Annotated in this window: 17 protein-coding genes; 9 read left to right on the top strand and 8 right to left on the bottom strand. The window is 67.4% G+C overall.

Going from position 1 to position 15,699, the window contains the following annotated elements; genetic code table 11:
- Positions 1 to 5 precede the first annotated feature (5 nt).
- Together ACQUQR_RS04410 and ACQUQR_RS04405 are read left to right on the top strand one after the other, a co-directional pair.
- Positions 6 to 965, top strand: coding sequence for an MBL fold metallo-hydrolase (locus ACQUQR_RS04410; protein ID WP_435195053.1), 960 nt, complete (start codon positions 6 to 8; stop codon positions 963 to 965).
- Positions 962 to 1,636, top strand: a complete 675-nt coding sequence (locus tag ACQUQR_RS04405) for an HAD family hydrolase (protein ID WP_435195052.1) — start codon at positions 962 to 964, stop codon at positions 1,634 to 1,636. Before ACQUQR_RS04410 ends, ACQUQR_RS04405 begins: the two co-directional genes overlap by 4 nt.
- Before the next feature lie 36 nt (positions 1,637 to 1,672).
- On the opposite strand, the gene ACQUQR_RS04400 is transcribed toward ACQUQR_RS04405, so the two are convergent.
- On the bottom strand, positions 1,673 to 2,083 hold the full coding sequence (locus ACQUQR_RS04400) for a hypothetical protein (RefSeq protein WP_435195050.1): 411 nt from the start codon (positions 2,081 to 2,083) through the stop codon (positions 1,673 to 1,675).
- 148 nt (positions 2,084 to 2,231) lie between these two features.
- Positions 2,232 to 4,493, bottom strand: coding sequence for an NADP-dependent malic enzyme (locus tag ACQUQR_RS04395; protein WP_435195048.1), 2,262 nt, complete (start codon positions 4,491 to 4,493; stop codon positions 2,232 to 2,234).
- A 112-nt stretch (positions 4,494 to 4,605) separates the two neighbouring features.
- Between ACQUQR_RS04395 and ACQUQR_RS04390 the strand changes: the two genes are divergently transcribed.
- From ACQUQR_RS04390 to lwrS, 3 genes are read left to right on the top strand one after another with little or no spacing between them, the layout of a single operon-like run.
- Entirely contained in the window at positions 4,606 to 5,415 is an 810-nt protein-coding gene (locus tag ACQUQR_RS04390) for a COX15/CtaA family protein (RefSeq protein WP_435195046.1), read from the top strand.
- A 31-nt stretch (positions 5,416 to 5,446) separates the two neighbouring features.
- Complete coding sequence (locus ACQUQR_RS04385; protein WP_435195044.1) at positions 5,447 to 5,725, top strand: 4a-hydroxytetrahydrobiopterin dehydratase; 279 nt, start codon at positions 5,447 to 5,449, stop codon at positions 5,723 to 5,725.
- A gap of 2 nt (positions 5,726 to 5,727) precedes the next feature.
- Positions 5,728 to 6,096, top strand: coding sequence for an LWR-salt protein (lwrS, locus tag ACQUQR_RS04380; RefSeq protein ID WP_435195042.1), 369 nt, complete (start codon positions 5,728 to 5,730; stop codon positions 6,094 to 6,096).
- Here lwrS and ACQUQR_RS04375 read toward each other — a convergent pair.
- The 4 genes from ACQUQR_RS04375 to ACQUQR_RS04360 all read right to left on the bottom strand — a co-directional run bounded on the left by ACQUQR_RS04375 (position 6,088) and on the right by ACQUQR_RS04360 (position 8,665).
- Complete coding sequence (locus ACQUQR_RS04375) at positions 6,088 to 6,354, bottom strand: type II toxin-antitoxin system HicA family toxin (RefSeq protein ID WP_435195041.1); 267 nt, start codon at positions 6,352 to 6,354, stop codon at positions 6,088 to 6,090. The genes lwrS and ACQUQR_RS04375 overlap by 9 nt on opposite strands.
- 10 nt (positions 6,355 to 6,364) lie before the next feature.
- Positions 6,365 to 7,618 carry an RNA-guided endonuclease InsQ/TnpB family protein gene (locus ACQUQR_RS04370; RefSeq protein ID WP_435195039.1) on the bottom strand — a complete coding sequence of 418 codons (1,254 nt, stop codon included), beginning with the start codon at positions 7,616 to 7,618 and terminating at the stop codon, positions 6,365 to 6,367.
- Positions 7,619 to 7,759: 141 nt separating this feature from the next.
- Complete coding sequence (locus ACQUQR_RS04365) at positions 7,760 to 7,969, bottom strand: type II toxin-antitoxin system HicB family antitoxin (RefSeq protein WP_435195037.1); 210 nt, start codon at positions 7,967 to 7,969, stop codon at positions 7,760 to 7,762.
- A gap of 216 nt (positions 7,970 to 8,185) precedes the next feature.
- Positions 8,186 to 8,665, bottom strand: coding sequence for a peroxiredoxin family protein (locus ACQUQR_RS04360; RefSeq protein WP_435195035.1), 480 nt, complete (start codon positions 8,663 to 8,665; stop codon positions 8,186 to 8,188).
- Between the two features lie 119 nt (positions 8,666 to 8,784).
- Here ACQUQR_RS04360 and ACQUQR_RS04355 point away from each other — a divergent pair, with 119 nt between their 5' ends.
- Entirely contained in the window at positions 8,785 to 9,426 is a 642-nt protein-coding gene (locus ACQUQR_RS04355; RefSeq protein WP_435195034.1) for an HAD family hydrolase, read from the top strand.
- Here the strand turns inward: ACQUQR_RS04355 and ACQUQR_RS04350 are convergent.
- Both ACQUQR_RS04350 and ACQUQR_RS04345 read right to left on the bottom strand, forming a co-directional pair.
- Complete coding sequence (locus ACQUQR_RS04350; protein ID WP_435195033.1) at positions 9,423 to 11,288, bottom strand: molybdopterin biosynthesis protein; 1,866 nt, start codon at positions 11,286 to 11,288, stop codon at positions 9,423 to 9,425. The two genes, ACQUQR_RS04355 and ACQUQR_RS04350, sit on opposite strands and share 4 nt — an antisense overlap.
- Entirely contained in the window at positions 11,281 to 12,480 is a 1,200-nt protein-coding gene (locus ACQUQR_RS04345) for a molybdopterin molybdotransferase MoeA (RefSeq protein ID WP_435195031.1), read from the bottom strand. The genes ACQUQR_RS04350 and ACQUQR_RS04345 overlap by 8 nt, the downstream gene beginning before the upstream one ends.
- Positions 12,481 to 12,570: 90 nt before the next feature.
- Here ACQUQR_RS04345 and ACQUQR_RS04340 point away from each other — a divergent pair, with 90 nt between their 5' ends.
- The 3 genes from ACQUQR_RS04340 to ACQUQR_RS04330 are packed head-to-tail and all read left to right on the top strand — an operon-like array spanning position 12,571 to position 15,679.
- Entirely contained in the window at positions 12,571 to 12,924 is a 354-nt protein-coding gene (locus tag ACQUQR_RS04340) for an Hsp20/alpha crystallin family protein (protein ID WP_435195030.1), read from the top strand.
- Between the two features lie 2 nt (positions 12,925 to 12,926).
- A complete protein-coding gene (locus tag ACQUQR_RS04335) occupies positions 12,927 to 14,588 on the top strand; it encodes an ABC1 kinase family protein (protein ID WP_435195028.1) in 1,662 nt (553 codons plus the stop codon).
- A 29-nt stretch (positions 14,589 to 14,617) separates the two neighbouring features.
- Positions 14,618 to 15,679 (top strand): aminotransferase class I/II-fold pyridoxal phosphate-dependent enzyme, encoded by a 1,062-nt coding sequence (locus ACQUQR_RS04330; protein WP_435195026.1) that lies wholly within the window; start codon positions 14,618 to 14,620, stop codon positions 15,677 to 15,679.
- The last annotated feature ends 20 nt before the right edge of the window (positions 15,680 to 15,699 follow it).

Here is a 15,699-nt window from a genome sequence, read left to right as displayed (position 1 = left end):
AACGAATGACCGAGAGCCGCCTGTCCGCCGTCCAGCGCATCGAGTACGCCATCGACTGGCCACCGGGCCACGTCGCCTCCTATCTCCTCGGTGGCGACGAGCTGGTGCTCGTCGATGCCGGCGTCCCCGACGAGTCGGCGCCGTTGACCGACGCGCTCCACGCGGCCGGCCTCCGGCTCGCGGATATCGACCACGTCGTGCTCACACACCCCCACAGCGACCACCTCGGGCAGGTGCCGACCGTCCTCGCCGAGAGCGACGCGACCGTCTACGCCCCGCTCGGCGTGCGCGACCGCCTGCGGCGCGACCCCGCGGACCTCGCCGCCGAGGTCCGCGCGAACGCCACCCGAGCCGGACTCAGCGGAGAGCGCCTCGAAACCGCGGTCACGATGGCCGTCGAATCGCTGGAGCGCAACGCCGCGCTCCTCCCGCCCGACCGGGTCGACGTCTGGGTCGAAGACGGCGACACCATCGCGCCCGGTGGCCACGAGCTCACCGCGGTCCACACGCCCGGCCACCAGGCCGACCACCTCTGTTATCGGGGGACCGTCGACGGGGACCGGGCCCTCTTCGCCGGCGACATGGCCCTCGAACCGTTCCGCGCGGCCGCCATCCACGGCGGGCTCACCGACGCGGTCTCGGAGACCTTCGAGGCGTTCTACGGCGCGCTCGACACCCTCGCCGCGCTCGAGGTCGACCGGGTGTACCCCGGCCACGGCCCCGTCCACACCGCGTTCGGGGGAACCATCGAGCGCGACCGCGGGAGCCTCGACCGGCGGCTGCGCCGGGTCCGCGAGGCGCTCGCCCCCGATGGTTCGACCGCCCCCGAGGTGACGACCGCCCTCGCGGGCGACCGCTCGCCCGAGTACGTGTTCATCGAGGTGCTCGGCGCGCTCTCGCATCTCGCCGCGACCGGGGCGATCGGTGCGGAACGGGTCGACGGCGTGGAGGTGTTCTCGCCGTGACCCACGAGAGCTACGACGCCGTCTTCTTCGACATCGGTGGCGTCATCGTCGAACTGAGATCCGTTCGGGAGGGGTACGCCCGCTTCCTCGACCGGCTGGACGACGAGTACGATCTTCCCGGTGGTGCTTTCGAGTCGTGGAAATCCGTGCTCGGCTCTCATTTCAAATCCCGGACCGGGACGGAGTACAAGACGGCGAAGGCGGGCTACCTGAAGGCCACGGCGTCGCTGTTCGAGACCCCACCACCCGAGGAGGAGTGGTGGCCGATGTTCGAGGCGGCGACCCGGGAGTGTCTCCGGCCCGAACCGGGGGTCGTCGACGCTATCCGGACCATCGCCGACCGGGACACCCACGTCGGCATCGTCTCGGACATCGATACGGAAGAGGCGGAGAAGATGCTCACCACCTTCGAGGTGTGGGACGCCTTCGACGCGGTGACGACGAGCGAGGCCGTCGGCTACACGAAACCGGATTCGCGGATGTACGAGGCCGCGCTCGACGCGGCGAGCGTGGCCCCCGACCGGGCGGTCATGATCGGTGACCGCTACAAACACGACATCGCCGGCGCCGTCGATGCGGGACTCGATGCCGTGGCGTACGGCCCCGACGCGCGTGGCCCGAAGGCGACCTACGAGATCGACTCGATGGACGAGCTTCCCGATCTCGTCTGAGTTCCCCCGGCGAGTCGCCGTGAGCCGCGAGGAGTGTCAGAGCGCCGACTGTTGCGTCTTCGGCGCGTCGGCGTCGGCGCGGGTGATCTGCTGGCAGCTCTCGATGAAATCCAGGAGGTCGCGGCCCGCGTCGGCGGTGAGGCTGATGAGCACGCTATCGGAGTCGGAGACGGGGAACTGCAGGACGAACGCGTTCTCGTGGTAGGTGACGACGGCGCGACGCGTGCCGATGGGGGTCCCCTCGATGTCGGGAGCCTCCGAGGGGCTGGTGTCTCGGAAGGTCTCGACGACCTCCGAGAACCGGTCTTCGGTGTACTCCCCGCGGAGGTCGTGTCGGAGATAGTGGGTGTCGTAGCCGTCCTCGTGGATGACGACGACCGTGCGGAGCCCGTCACCCGCCTCGTTGAGAAGGTACCCAGTCAGCCGCTCGACGGTCTCCCGAGCCATGTCACTATGTACAAGAAAGAGGCTGAAAAGTGTGGTGGCCCAGCGGTTTTCTCAGAAAAAACCGGGAGAAATCGGCCAGATGTCAACCCACACACGGGTGCCGCCTGCTCGGCGAGAGCCGATGGCGGGGGTCGAGTGCGGCCGGTGTCTACCGCCCGTCCCCGTCCGCGCGCTCCTGGGCGTCGACGACCGCGACCCCCGCGAGGTTGACGATGTCCTTCACCTCGTCGCCCCGCTGGAGGACGTGGACCGGTTTGTCCATCCCCACGAGCATCGGGCCGATGGCCTCCGCACCGCCCAGCCGCTGGAGCAGTTTGTACGCGATGTTGCCGGACTCGAGGTTCGGGAAGACGAGCACGTTCGCCGCCTCGTCGAGCTCCGAGAACTCGTAGGTACCGGTGAGCATCTCCTCCACGACGGCGGTGTCGGCCTGCATCTCCCCGTCGACGGGGAAATCGATGTGCGGGTCCGCACGGAGGTTCTGCGCCGCCGTCCGGGGTTTCGCCGTCCCCTCGTTGCGGACGGAGCCGAAGTCGGAGTACGACAGCAGGGCCGCGCGGGGTTCGACGTTGAACCGCCGGGCGAGCTTCGCGGTCTGTTTGGTGACCTCGGCGAGCACCTCCTCGTCGGGCGCCTGGTTCACCGTCGTGTCCGCACAGAACACCACGCGGTTCTTGAACGTCAGCATGTAGACGCCCGCGGCGTAGTCCACGTCGGGCGCCGTGCCGATGACCTGCAGCGGGGCCCGCAGCGCCGAGGGGTAGTGGTGCATCAGTCCGGTGAGCATCGCGTCGGCGTCACCCATCTCCACCATCACGCTCCCGAGGTGGTTCCCGTCCTGGATCAGCTCGCTCGCCTCACGCCGGGTGATGCCCTTCCGCTTGCGGAGCTTGTAGAGCCGTTCCGCGTAGGCCTCGAGGTTCCCCTCCTCCGGGTCGACGATCTCGGGGTCGAAATCCAGCCCCAGCGTCTCGGAGATGGCCCAGATGCGCTCGCGATCGCCGATGAGCACCGGCTCCGCGATCCCCTGTTCGATGAGCTGGTAGGCGGCGCGGATCATCTTCTCGTCACCACCCTCCGCGAGGACGACCCGCTTGGGGTCGGACTTCGCCTTGTTCAGGACGACGCGCATCATCTCCCGCGACTTGCCGAGCCGGGCTTCGAGCCGCTCGACGTACTTCTCGAGGTCCAGCTCCGTTCGGGCGACGCCGGCGTCCATCGCCGCCCGGGCGACCGCGGGCGCCACCTCGAACAGCACACGAGGGTCGAGCGGTTTCGGGATGATGTACTCCGGGCCGAACTGCAGCGGCTGGTCGCCGTACGCCTTCACGACGGCGTCGGGCACGTCCTGTCGTGCCAGCTCCGCGAGCGCGCGAGCGGCCGCGACCTTCATCTCCTCGTTGATTTCGGTGGCGCGTACGTCGAGCGCGCCGCGGAAGATGAACGGGAACCCCAGCACGTTGTTCACCTGGTTCGGGTAGTCCGAGCGTCCCGTCGCCATGATGACGGTGTCGTCGCGGGCCTCCTTCGCGTCCTCGTACGGGATTTCGGGGTCGGGGTTCGCCATCGCGAAGATGATCGGGTTGTCGGCCATCGACTGGACCATCTCCTGGGAGACGAGCCCCCCGATGGAGAGCCCGACGAACACGTCCGCCCCCGCCATCGCCTCCGCGAGGTCCGTCGCGTCCGTCTCGTTGGCGAACTCTCGTTTGTACTCGTTCACGTCGTCGCGGTCCGGCGTGATGGGGCCCGAGGAGTCGCACATGACGATGTTCTCTTTCGACGCCCCGAGCGAGACGTAGAACCGGGCCGTCGCGAGCGCCGACGCGCCCGCCCCGGAGAAGACGATATCCAGCTCGTCGAGTTCCTTGTCCACCACGTCGGCGGCGTTGACGAGCGCCGCACCCGAGATGATGGCCGTCCCGTGCTGGTCGTCGTGGAACACGGGGATGGACATCTCCTCACGGAGGGCCTCCTCGATGACGAAACACTCCGGGGCCTTGATGTCCTCGAGGTTGATCCCCCCGAAGGTCGGCTCCATCGCCTTCACCGAGGTGATGATGTCCTGCGGGTCGTCCTGGTCGAGCTCGATGTCGAAGACGTCGATGTCGGCGAACCGCTTGAACAGCACCCCTTTCCCTTCCATGACGGGCTTCGAGGCGGCGGCGCCGATATCCCCCAGTCCGAGGACGGCGGAGCCGTTCGAGACGACGCCGACGAGGTTCCCCTTCGCGGTGTACTTGTAGGCGTCCGTCGGGTTGTCACGGATCTCGCGGCAGGGGGCGGCGACCCCCGGCGAGTACGCCAGCGAGAGGTCGCGCTGTGTGTTCGTGGGCTTCGTCGTCGAAATCTCCAGTTTCCCGGGTGGGTCCTGCTCGTGATACTCCAGTGAATCCTCGTCGAGTCCCATACCGGCTTGGCGTTGAGGGGGGACAAAAAGCTACCCGTGAGACAGATACCGACTGACAGGTCGGCCGTCCGGGAAAGCGTCCTTTATGACCGGGGAGGCCCGACCCCCGCACATGGAGTTCCGCAAGCTTGCCGCGGGCACCGCGGCCCTGACGGGCGTCCTGATGCTCCTCGGCGTCTACACCGCCGCCGCGGGCGCGGGGCTGACCTGTGGTCAGCGCTGGCCGCTCTGTGACGGCTTTCTGGGGCTGTTCCCCGCCAACTGGCCGTCGTTCATCGAGTGGTTCCACCGCTTCGTCGCGATGATCACCGGGTTCGTCATCCTCGCCACGACGATACAGGCGTGGCGCACCGGCCAGGAATCGCGCGTCAAGTACGCGAGCACCCTCGCGCTCGTCATCCTCCCCGTGCAGGTCGTGCTCGGGGGGCTCACCGTCCTCCAGTACGAGTGGGCCATCCTCATCGCGCACTTCGCGACGGCCACCTCGATCTTCGCGCTGCTCACCCTCGCCGCGGCGTGGTCCTGGAAGGGCGCGCTCGACCGCACCGCCGCCCGCGCACGAACGGCCACGCTCGCCGCCGCGGGCGCGCTCCCCGTCGCTGCCGTGTTCACCCCGCGACTGTTCGTCACCTTCGGCGAGGCCGTCCAGGTCGTCTACTACGCGCTCGCCCTCGCCGCCTTCGGCAGCCTCGTCGCGGCCACCGTCTGGCTCCGTGCCGAGCGCACGAAGCTCGTGACCGGCCTCGCGGCCGCCATCGTCGCCGCCCTGCTCGTGCTCGGCCGGCAGAACTTCGACACCACCGTCGCCTACGCCGCCCTCGCCGCGACGCTCGTCGCCGCCAGCCTCGCCCTGCTCGGCTCACAGTGGGCGAAACAGGAGATCGGCGTCACCCACACCACGTCCATCTTCACCGACGACTGACCTTTTTCTTCCTGCCCCACATAGAGGGCCTATGGCCGAACTCCTCTCCGACAGCGAGATCGCCGACCGACTCCCCGACGACTGGACGCGCGAGGGCGACGAGATCACGCGAACCTTCGAGTTCCAGTCGTACCTCGAGGGCGTGGGCTTCGCCGCCGGCGCGGGTGGCCTCGCCGAGGAGGCGTTCCACCACCCCGACATGCACATCGGCTGGCGCGAGGTCGAGGTCCGTCTGACGACCCACGATGCCGGCGGCATCACCCAGAAGGACATCGACCTCGCCGCGCGGCTGAACGACCTCGCCGACTGAGGATGGCCCACTACGTCTTCCGCGTCCGGTTCCGGGTCGACAGCACCGACCCCACCGTCACCGTCGAGCCGCGGCGCTTCGAGACGGTCCTGAGAAAAGAGGCCGCACCACCCGGTGACGACGACTGGCTGTTCTTCCGGGACAACCTCTGGCGCGGCGAGGTGAACGACGAAGGCCACCTGCGCGAGCTGGCGACCGACACCCTCGGCGTCGAAGTGGAGTCCGTCTCCTTTCGAGAACTCGTCTGCTCACAGCCGTATCTGGACGCGCTCACCGAGGAAATCGAGGACAATCTGGACCTCTTTCGCGCCGAGGACGCGGGCGAGGTGCTCCACAAGTATCTCGGGAGCAGCGTGCGGGTCTCAAAGTAGGTCATCGAGTGCGTCGAGGAACCGCTGAAAATCGTTCGCACCGGCCTGTTTTGCGATGTCCTGCAACGTCCCTGTCGCCAGTTCGTCGTGCAACGGCACGACGACCGTCCGAACCTCATCCGTGTGCGGGTGTCTGTACTTCAGTTTCACGTGGCTCCCACGCTGGCTGACGCGTACGAACCGCCACTTCTGGAGCGCGCGAATGACCTCCGCACCGGAGTAGGGTCGTCGAGGCACGAGGGACGCTGGCTCCGCCATCGGTCTTGAGCTACCCACCGCTAAAGCGGTGGGATTCAGCGTGGACTCCCATTCTGGCCTCGGATGAGGCAGGAGAGTAGCCTCCGTTCACGTTCAACATCCCGCTGTTCAAGCGCACGCCCAAGGGTGCGCCTCCGTCGCCCCCAGTTTGGTTGCGACGGAGATACCGCAAGCCGATGTTTTTCGCCGCGTTGTAGTCGGCGTGGTTCTCATACCCACACTTCAGGCACTCGAAGTCTTCGTCCTCGCGGTTGTCTGGATGCGTGAACCCGCAGTGCGAGCAACGCCGACTCGTGTTCTCAGGGTCAACCTGCTCCACGGAGATGCCGTATTCTTCGGCCTTGTACTCGACGTAGTCGTACAGGCGGTCAAACGCCCACTTGTGTCCCCACGACGCACCAGTTCGATTACGAATGTCGGTCAAATCCTCGAACGCTATCACCGAACACTCGTTTTCGCGGGCCTCTGCAACGAGTTCGTTGCTAATGCGATGGAGCATCTGTTTGAACCGTCCGTCTTCTTTCCGTCCGACTGATTGGATGTTCTGGTGTGCCCAGCGCGTCCCGCGCTGTTGGAGCGACCCACGCCGTTTCTCATACTCTTTTCGCCAGTGGTCGAATTCGTCGCCAGTCCAGAACGTGCCCGTACTAGTGACAGCGAGGTTGTTCACGCCGAGGTCAACCCCAAGAACCGTTCCGTTCTCGGTGGTCGCCTGTTCCGACGTGTCAGACTCCACCTCCTTCTTGCAGTGGACGTGAAGCACCCAGTCGCCGTCACGATAGTGCAGTTCCGCACCCGTCGTTTCATACTCATCTGAAAACAGGTACTTGGAGTGCGGCGTGTCGCTATCCTCGTCGGGCAGTACGTAGTCGGCTTCGATGCGACCGTCTGTGGTGGCGAGGCTCACGTAGTCGTCGTGGAACGTCGCGGTGCGGCGGTCGTAGACAACGTGTGGGCTGGTGAACGTCGGCTTCGACGCGTTCTTCCCGTTCTTCCACCGTACGACGACGCTTTTGCAGGCTTCGGCGGCCTTGTTCCGAGCGGCTTGGACGAGTCCACCGTTGAACCCGTCTGTTTCCTCGCGCACGTCGTCGTAGGTTTCGTCGTCCAGCGTGGTTTTGCTGGTGGTGACGTACTCGCCTTGGAAAGCGTGGTCTGCGACGTACTGAGCGCACCAAAGAAACGTGTCTACGGTGTCTTCGAGGAGTGCGGCGTCGTCGCTGTCTACATCGAGCGCAACGGGGACAGTACGCCGCACCTCCATATCTTATATGTCGAACGGGTGATTCTTAAATATCGGGGAGTCGGCCTGCTACTGAAGTGTGGTTTGATCCCCAGTTGTCGGCTTCATCCCACGGCTAAAGCCGTGGGTTTTCGCCTCGTACTTTCTATAAACCTCAGCCAGTTAGAGCCACGGGGCGTTCGACTCTTCGGGCTCTGCGTCGTCTGCCTCCCAGTAGAGTTCCAGCGCTTCCGCAAGGTTAGAGAGCGCCTCCGGTTTCGTCTCACCCTGACTCGTCACCCCCGTCTCTTCGTCTGTCGCGACAAAATACCCATCACTCACAACGACGGTGACACTACTCTGGTCGCCCGGACGGCGAGCGTTCGACTCCATACCGGGGATTCGGCGTTCTCGCTGAAAAGGGTTCGTGCGATGGGACACAGGGGATTCAGACAGGACCCTCGTGTTCGGGGCCTTCCGTCGATACGCCGAAAGACTCGCTATACTCGTCTTTCGAACCTTCGCCTTCGGCGCTACGCTCCTCAGGCGAACACACCGTCGCGGTCACTGCGTTCCCGCGACGAGCCTTTGCGTTCGTCGCTACGCTCCTCAGGCGAAGATATCCGTGAACTCGTTCCGGATGAAGTAGCGAACCCAGTTGCCGTACGTGCGGTCTGCGGGGTGGTCCGCGACCTGCTCGTACTGGACGATACCGTCCTCGTCGATGACGTACGTCGCGGCGATACCGGTCACGCCGTGGCTCGTCTCCTCGGTGCCGGAGTACTGCTCTGCGACCTCACCCTCGGGGTCGGCGAGCAGCTGATACCCCAGGTCGAAGCGGTCGCGCATCTCCGTCAGCGCCTGCGTGTCGTCGGTGACGACCGGGAGGATGTCGACGCCGTCGTTGAACCAGAGGTCGTAGGCCACTTCATCAAAGGTCTGGAGCTGTTCGGCACAGAAGCTACACCAGGAGCCACGGTTCACGAGGACGACGGTCGGGCCGTCCTCCAGGGTGTCGGAGAGGGAGACCTCACCACCAGCCGTGCTTTCGAGCGTGAAGTCGGGGGCGGATTCGCCTTCGAGACTCATTACGTCCGGTAGAGGGTTCCCCTTGGTAACTACCTTTGGGCGAGTTGACCGCGGGCGCGCAATTCCGATGATAAACCGGGACAGAAGACACTTATCCGGGCTTCACCTAGAGCAGGTGAATGGTCGCGGACGACTACGACTTCTGGCTTCTGGACCTCGATGGCACGCTGGTGGACGTCGAGCCGGGCTACACCCACGACGTGTTCGACCGCGTCGGTGAGCGAATCGGGTACGACTTCTCCGAAGAGCAGGCGGAGATCCTCTGGCACGGGCTCGGTGGGCCGCGCAACGAGCAGCTGGAGCGGTGGAACATCCCCGTCGCACCGTTCTGGGACGCGTTCCACGCAGAGGAGGACGGGGAGGCCCGCGCGGACCACACGTATCTCTACCCGGACGCCGAGTTCCTCGCCGACCTCGACGTGCCGCTGGGGGTCGTCACCCACAGCCAGCAGTACCTCGCGGACCCCGTGCTCGACCACCTCGGCATCCGCGACTGGTTCGACACCGTGGTCTGCTGTACGAACGAGACGGGGTGGAAGCCGGACCCCCGGCCCGTCCGGATGGCGATGGACGACATCGGCGCCGACGGGCGGGGCGTGCTCGCCGGCGACGGACCCCAGGACGTGGGTGCCGCGTGGAACGCGGGGCTCGACGGGATCCACGTCGAACGCCACGGGCACGAACGGCGGGGGCTGTGCGTGATGGCCGACCATCGCGTCCAGACGTTCGACGACCTCTTCTCGCAGTCGGCGTCGGACTAACGACGGTAGCCCGGCAGCGAGTCGAAGACGTCCGTCGACTCGATCGCCTCGCGCAGACGCTCGACACCCGATTTCTCGATCCGTTCGGGGTTCGCGAGCACCTGCACCGTCTCCTCGCCGACGGGGACGAACCCCATCTCGAGCGACGCGGCGGTCGCCCGAAGCCCGAGGCCCACGTCGGCTTTCCCCGCCAGCACGCGCCGAGCGGGCGACTCGTGGGCGCGAACCCCCCGGTCGAAGCCCTCGATGGCCTCGACGAGGGCGTGCCGCTTCTCCCCCCGCTCGGTCGCCAACTCGGCGACGGCGTTGCCGAGTGAGGTTCGGAGCCCCGACGCGCTCGTTCGGTTGACGAACGAGAGTTCGCGGTCGACGAGGTCACCGAGCCCCTCGACGTTCCGGGGATTGCCCGCGGGGACGACGAGCCCCCACTCCCGGGTCCACGAGCCGAGTTCCTCGGCGTCGAGCTCCAGCGTCTGCGTCGTGACGGCCACGTCAGGAATCCCGTTGCGCAGCCGGCGCAGCCCCTCGCGGGAGCCGAGGCCGAGATACCGGGGGTTCGAGACCGCATCGAGGATGCGCGCGAGCGCGGGGTCGTCCTCCCCCACGCCGAACAGCGCGGGCGGTCGCACGTCCGGGGAGAACAGCTGCACCTCGACCGTCTCCCCCTCGGCGAGATACTCCGTATCGGGGTCCACGGCGACGACCCCGTCAGCCTCGACGAGCGAGGTGGTCGCACCGGACCCTTTGTCCACCGGGTAGACGAGCAGGTCCTCTCCCGACTCCACGAGGCCGACGGGCATGTAGCGGAGTCGTCCTTCGGCGTAGCGCTCCTCGACGGCCATCTGCCCATCGATAGTCGCGGTGGCCGGCTCCGGGAGCCCCGCCGCCGCCCGGATGACGGGTGCGACGAACGTCCGGAAGATGGTGAGCGCGGAGACCGGGTAGCCCGGCAGGCCGACGTAGGCGCTCTCCTTGATGGTGCCGACGAGCATCGGTTTGCCCGGTTTGACGGCGACACCGTGCAAGAGGAGCTCACCCGTCTCCTCCACGACGCGATAGATGACGTCCACCGCGCTCGCGCTGGTGGAGCCGGAGGAGAGCACCAGATCGCACTCCTCCGCGGCCTCCCTGAGCAAGGACTCCATCGCCTCGTAGTCGTCGCCCGCGTGCGGGTAGAGCGTCTGCTCGCCGCCGGCCTCCTCGACTCCCGCGGCGATGGTATAGCTGTTGACATCGTAGATTTCCCCCGCGTCGGCGTTCAGCGACTCGCCGGGGCGGACGAGTTCGTCACCCGTCGAGATGATGCCGACCGTCGGGCGACCACGGACGGGCACCTCGTCGATGCCGAGCGCCGAGAGCAGGCCGATCTCGCGCGAGGTGATCCGTGTACCGGGCCCGAGCGCCCGTTCGCCCGCGGCCACGTCCGCGCCCGCGAACATGATGCGGTCGCCGGGGGCGAGCGAGGTGCGGACCAGAATTTCGTCGCCATCTTCGTCAGTTCGCTCGACCATCACCACCGCATCGGCGCCCTCAGGCACCACGGCGCCCGTCGAGATCTCGGCACACTCCCCCTCACCGACGACCACGTCCGGTTCGGCCCCTGCGTGGACTTCGCCGACTTTGGTGAGCCGGGCGGGCTCGGCTTCGTCCGCGCCGAACGTGTCCTTCGCCTTGAGTGCGTAGCCGTCGACGCTCGCCCGGTCGAACCCCGGCACGTCGAGCTGGGCGTCGATGCGTGCCGCGAGCACGCGTCCCCGCGCCTCCGCGAGCGGGACCGGCTCCGAATCGGGCGCGAGCGGAAGCCCCTCGATGATCCGGTGGGCCTCGTCCGGCTCCGCCAGATCGCGGAACTCCTTACGCATCGTACTCCCACTCCTCGACGGCGACGGTCGACCCTTCCGCGAGCCCCTCGCTGGACTCCTCGATGACGACCCAGCCGTCCGCGAGCGCGACGGAGGAGAGCACCCCGGAGCCGGACGCGCGGGTCGGGTGGGCCTCGAGGCCGTCGTCCGTCTCCTCGAGACGGACGCGGGCGAAGGTGCGGGTACCGGGCTCGCTCGGAATCTTCCGCGCGAGCGTCGCCTCCCTGGAGGGTGGGGCCTCCAGGGGAAGGCCGCCGGCCCACTTCACCGCGGGGCGGAGGAACTGCTGGGCGTTGACGATGCAGGCGACCGGATACCCCGGGAGCATGAGGACGGGCGTCCCGTCCGTCACTCCGAGCGCGCAGGGGTGGCCCGGCTTCAGCGCGACCCCGTGGACGAACACCTCGCCCAGTCCCGCGACGACCTCGGGGACCAGGTCGCGCTCGCCGACGGAGGAGCCACCGGTCGTGACGACGATGTCGTGGGTCGCGGCCGCGGTTCCGATGGCATCGGAGAGCGCCGCCTCGTCGTCCGTGACCACGTCGTGGTAGGTGGCCTCGCCACCCCAGCGCTCGACGAGCCTGGAGACCGTGAGCCCGTTCGTCTCGATGACCTCGCCGGGGGCGGGGTCGGCCTCGACCAGCTCCTCACCAGTGGGGATGACGGCCACGGTCGGCCGCTCGTACACCTCCAGCCCGGTGAGCCCCGTCCCGCGGAGCAGCCCCAAATCGGAGGGTCGGAGCCGATGACCGGCGTCGTAGAGATGCTGCCCCTCGCTCACGTCCTCGCCCGGGGGCGCGACGTTCTCTCCTTCGGCGACGGCGTCGAACACCTCCACCTCCTCGCCGAATCGGTCGGTGTGCTCGATCATCACCACGGCGTCCGCCCCGTCGGGGAGCTCACTCCCGGTGTGGACGCGCACGGCGGTGTTCGCGCTCATCGCGTCCCCCTCGCGGAGGACGGCCGGCGAGCGGTCCGATGCGCCGAACGTGTCCTCGGCACGAACGGCCCACCCGTCCATTGCGGCGCGGGCGTAGTGTGGCACGTCTCGCGCGGCGGCGATGGGGGTCGCGAGGGCGCGACCGTCCGCCGCGGTGAGGGGAACGCGTGTCGTCCCGACGTGGTCGACGCGCTCGCGCAGGGCGGCGCGGGCGTCGGCCACGCGGGTGACCTGTTTGAAGCCGGAGTCCATACCACACCCTTCGCCGCTGCGGGTAAAGTGATACCGGCGACGGGTGTGGGGAACGCGGGCTTTTTCGCCCATGCCCTCCTGAGGGAGAGTATGAACGCGCTCCGCGACGCCCTGCGGGACCTTCCCGAGACGGTGTTTGCAGACCTACTGGAGAGCGACGACGCCTACCTGCTCGTCCTCGACCTGCCCGGTGCGACCGCCGAGACCGTCGACGTGGCCGTCGAGGAGGGGCGACTCCGCATCGAAGCGCGCCGCGAGAAGTCCCTGCCCACGGAGTTCCGCTATCTCACCGAGGAGCGCTCGCTGTTCCTCGATGCCGAACTCCCGCTTCCCCCGCACGTCAGCGGTGACCAGGCGGAGGCGACCATCGACCGCGGTGTCCTCGAGATCCAGCTCCCGAAGGCCGGCGCGACGGGGACGAGCGTGCCGGTCGAAGACGCCTGACCGTGGCCGTCGCCCGCGCGTATCGACGGTTCTTCGTCGTCGCCTACCAGTTCCTCCCCCTGCTCGTCGCCTACGCCCGCGACCGCAAGAAGTACCTCCTCTTCGGCGGCCCCCGGCGCGTCTCCAGCGAGCGTCGCCGCCGCCGCGCCCGGTCGCTCCTCTCGTCGATGCTCACGCTCGGCCCGACGTTCATCAAACTCGGGCAGCTGCTCTCGACGCGCCCGGACGTCCTCCCGCCGGAGTACGTCGAGGAGTTCGAGAGCCTGCAGGACGACGTGCCCGCCGCCCCCTGGGCGGGCGCGAAACAGGTCATCGAGGAGGACCTCGGCCCCATCGACGAGGTGTACACCGACTTCGACACCGAGGCCATCTCGGGGGCCTCGCTCGGGCAGGTGTACACCGCCCGCGTGAACGGACAGGACGTGGCCGTGAAGGTGCGCCGCCCCGGCATCGAGGAGCTGGTGGAGGCCGACCTCCGGGTCATCCGGTTCTCGCTGCCCATCCTGATGCGGTTCGTCGACCAGACGCGCTCGTTCTCGCTCGAGACGCTCGCCGACGAGTTCGAGAAGACCATCCGCGAGGAGATGGACTACAACCGCGAACGCCGGATGTTAGAGGAGATCCGGGCGAACTTCCTCGAGACCGAGACGGTGCGGATCCCCTCCGTCATCGAGTCCCACTCGACACGCCGGGTGTTGACGATGGAGTACGTCCCCGGCACGAAGATCTCGGAGATCGACGACCTGGACAGCCTCGGCGTCGACCGGACCTCGCTGGCGGAGACGCTCCAGCGGGTCTACCTCCAGATGATCGTCGAGGACGGCGTCTTCCACGCCGACCCGCACCCCGGGAACCTCGCGGTGCAGGACGACGGCACCATCGTCTTCTACGACTTCGGGATGTCCGGCCGCGTCGACCCGTTCATCCAGGGGAAGATCGTCGAGTTCTACATGGCCATCGCCCAGCAGGACATCGAGGCCATCCTCGACACCCTCATCGAGATGGGGACGCTCTCGCCGAGCGCCGACCGGCAGGTGATGGCGAACGTGATGGAGCTCGCCATCGCGGACGCCCGCGGGGAGAACATCGAGCAGTACCGGGTCCAGCAGATCGTCTCGCAGGTGGAGGACACCATCTACGAGTTTCCCCTTCGGCTCCCCCCGAACCTCGCGCTCGTCCTTCGGGTCGCGACCGTCGTGGAGGGGGTCTGTGTCACCCTCGACCCCGACTTCGACTTCATCGAGGTCGCCACCAGCTACCTCCGCGAGCAGGGGTATCTCGAACGCGGTGCCCGGGAGTTCGTCGAGGACCGCGCGACGGAGTTCCAGAACTTCGGGAAGTCCGTAGTGCGCGTCCCGCCGAAACTGGAGTCCGCGCTCGACCGGGTCAACCGCGAGGACTTCACCGTACAGGTGGAACTCGCCGACGAGGAGCTGCTCGTCAACCGCCTCGCCAAACGCCTGATTCTGGGCCTGTTGTTCGCGACCACCACGCTCTCCGCGTCGGTGATGTACGCCTTCAACCGCCCGGAGGGCGCGCTCGTCGCGCTCGGTGGCGCGGCCGTCGTCGGCTTCCTGCTGTGGCGGTCGTTCCGCTCCCGGAAGGGGATCCGGGCGACCCCGCAGTTCACCAGACAGAACCTCAGACAGCGGCGCAACGACTGACTTTTCCCGGCGGGGGTATACCCCCTCGCATGGACATCGACCCCTTCGAGCTGGAGCGCTTCTTCGCCCGGTTCGAACACGACGCCGACATCATGCTCGCGGAGTCGGGGATTCGCTCGCTCGATTCGAGCCGTTTCGATTCCGATCCCGGCGAGATGGGCTACGTCATCCCGACGAACGGGGACCCCGAACTCAGAGAGACGATCGGCGACGACCACGGCCGCGACGCCGACGAGGTGCTGTGTACCGTCGGCTGTCAGGAGGCGAACTTCCTGGCGTTCGCCGCGACGATGGGCGACCACGCCGTCGTCGTCACGCCCACCTACCAATCGCTCTACGCCGTCCCCGAGGCGTTCGGGGAGGTGACGAAAGTCGAGTTGGAACCGCCGGAGTGGGACCTCGACGTCGACGCCGTGGCCGACGCCATCCGCGACGACACCGCGCTCGTCGTGCTGAACAACCCCAACAACCCCACCGGGCGGTATCTGAGCGAGGAGACGGTGCGTGCCGTCTACGACCTCGCGGCCGACAACGGGTCGTATCTGCTGTGTGACGAGGTGTACCGCCTCCTCGCCGAGGACCCGCTTCCCCCCGTCTCCAGTCTCGGCGAGTACGGCATCTCCACCTCGTCGGTGACGAAGTCGTTCGGCCTCGCAGGCTGCCGGTTCGGCTGGCTCGCCGGCCCCCGTGAGGTCGTGGAGGCCGCGTGGAACTGGAAGGACTACACCACCATCTCCCCGACGAAACACGGCCAGCATATCGCGACACAGGCGCTCGCCCAAAGGGAGGAGATTCTGGCCGAGAACCGCGCGCTCGCCGACGACCACCGGGAGAAGACGCGAGCGTTCGTCGAGCGACACGGCCTCGACTGGTACGAGCCGACGGGCGTCAACGGCTTCATCACCGTCCCCGACGGGTTCCACTCGGGCATCTCCTTTTGCGAGCGCGTCGTCGAGGAGGAGAGCGTCGTCCTCGCGCCCGGGAACGCGTTCGGCCAGCCGGACTACTTCCGGCTCGGGTTCGGGCTCCCCACGGAGGAGCTGGAGGAGGGGCTGGGTCGGCTCGACGCCTTCCTCGAACGCCACGCCTGAGTCCCGTTCGCAGGGTGGGC

Source organism: Natronomonas sp. EA1 (genome assembly GCF_051195035.1).
Lineage (GTDB): Archaea > Halobacteriota > Halobacteria > Halobacteriales > Haloarculaceae > JBNTJV01.
The sequence above is the reverse complement of the archived record's forward strand: the minus strand, read 5'-3'. Positions and strand labels throughout refer to the sequence as shown.

Excerpts from the sequence above, each read along its gene's own strand:
- ACQUQR_RS04370 (WP_435195039.1), bottom strand. The coding sequence starts at position 7,618 with ATGGAGGTGCGGCGTACTGTCCCCGTTGCGCTCGATGTAGACAGCGAC.
- ACQUQR_RS04340 (WP_435195030.1), top strand. The coding sequence starts at position 12,571 with ATGAACGCGCTCCGCGACGCCCTGCGGGACCTTCCCGAGACGGTGTTT.
- ACQUQR_RS04330 (WP_435195026.1), top strand. The coding sequence starts at position 14,618 with ATGGACATCGACCCCTTCGAGCTGGAGCGCTTCTTCGCCCGGTTCGAA.
- ACQUQR_RS04345 (WP_435195031.1), bottom strand. The coding sequence starts at position 12,480 with ATGGACTCCGGCTTCAAACAGGTCACCCGCGTGGCCGACGCCCGCGCC.
- ACQUQR_RS04395 (WP_435195048.1), bottom strand. The coding sequence starts at position 4,493 with ATGGGACTCGACGAGGATTCACTGGAGTATCACGAGCAGGACCCACCC.
- ACQUQR_RS04350 (WP_435195033.1), bottom strand. The coding sequence starts at position 11,288 with ATGCGTAAGGAGTTCCGCGATCTGGCGGAGCCGGACGAGGCCCACCGG.
- ACQUQR_RS04400 (WP_435195050.1), bottom strand. The coding sequence starts at position 2,083 with ATGGCTCGGGAGACCGTCGAGCGGCTGACTGGGTACCTTCTCAACGAG.
- ACQUQR_RS04385 (WP_435195044.1), top strand. The coding sequence starts at position 5,447 with ATGGCCGAACTCCTCTCCGACAGCGAGATCGCCGACCGACTCCCCGAC.
- ACQUQR_RS04390 (WP_435195046.1), top strand. The coding sequence starts at position 4,606 with ATGGAGTTCCGCAAGCTTGCCGCGGGCACCGCGGCCCTGACGGGCGTC.
- ACQUQR_RS04355 (WP_435195034.1), top strand. The coding sequence starts at position 8,785 with ATGGTCGCGGACGACTACGACTTCTGGCTTCTGGACCTCGATGGCACG.
- lwrS (WP_435195042.1), top strand. The coding sequence starts at position 5,728 with ATGGCCCACTACGTCTTCCGCGTCCGGTTCCGGGTCGACAGCACCGAC.
- ACQUQR_RS04375 (WP_435195041.1), bottom strand. The coding sequence starts at position 6,354 with ATGGCGGAGCCAGCGTCCCTCGTGCCTCGACGACCCTACTCCGGTGCG.
- ACQUQR_RS04365 (WP_435195037.1), bottom strand. The coding sequence starts at position 7,969 with ATGGAGTCGAACGCTCGCCGTCCGGGCGACCAGAGTAGTGTCACCGTC.
- ACQUQR_RS04410 (WP_435195053.1), top strand. The coding sequence starts at position 6 with ATGACCGAGAGCCGCCTGTCCGCCGTCCAGCGCATCGAGTACGCCATC.
- ACQUQR_RS04360 (WP_435195035.1), bottom strand. The coding sequence starts at position 8,665 with ATGAGTCTCGAAGGCGAATCCGCCCCCGACTTCACGCTCGAAAGCACG.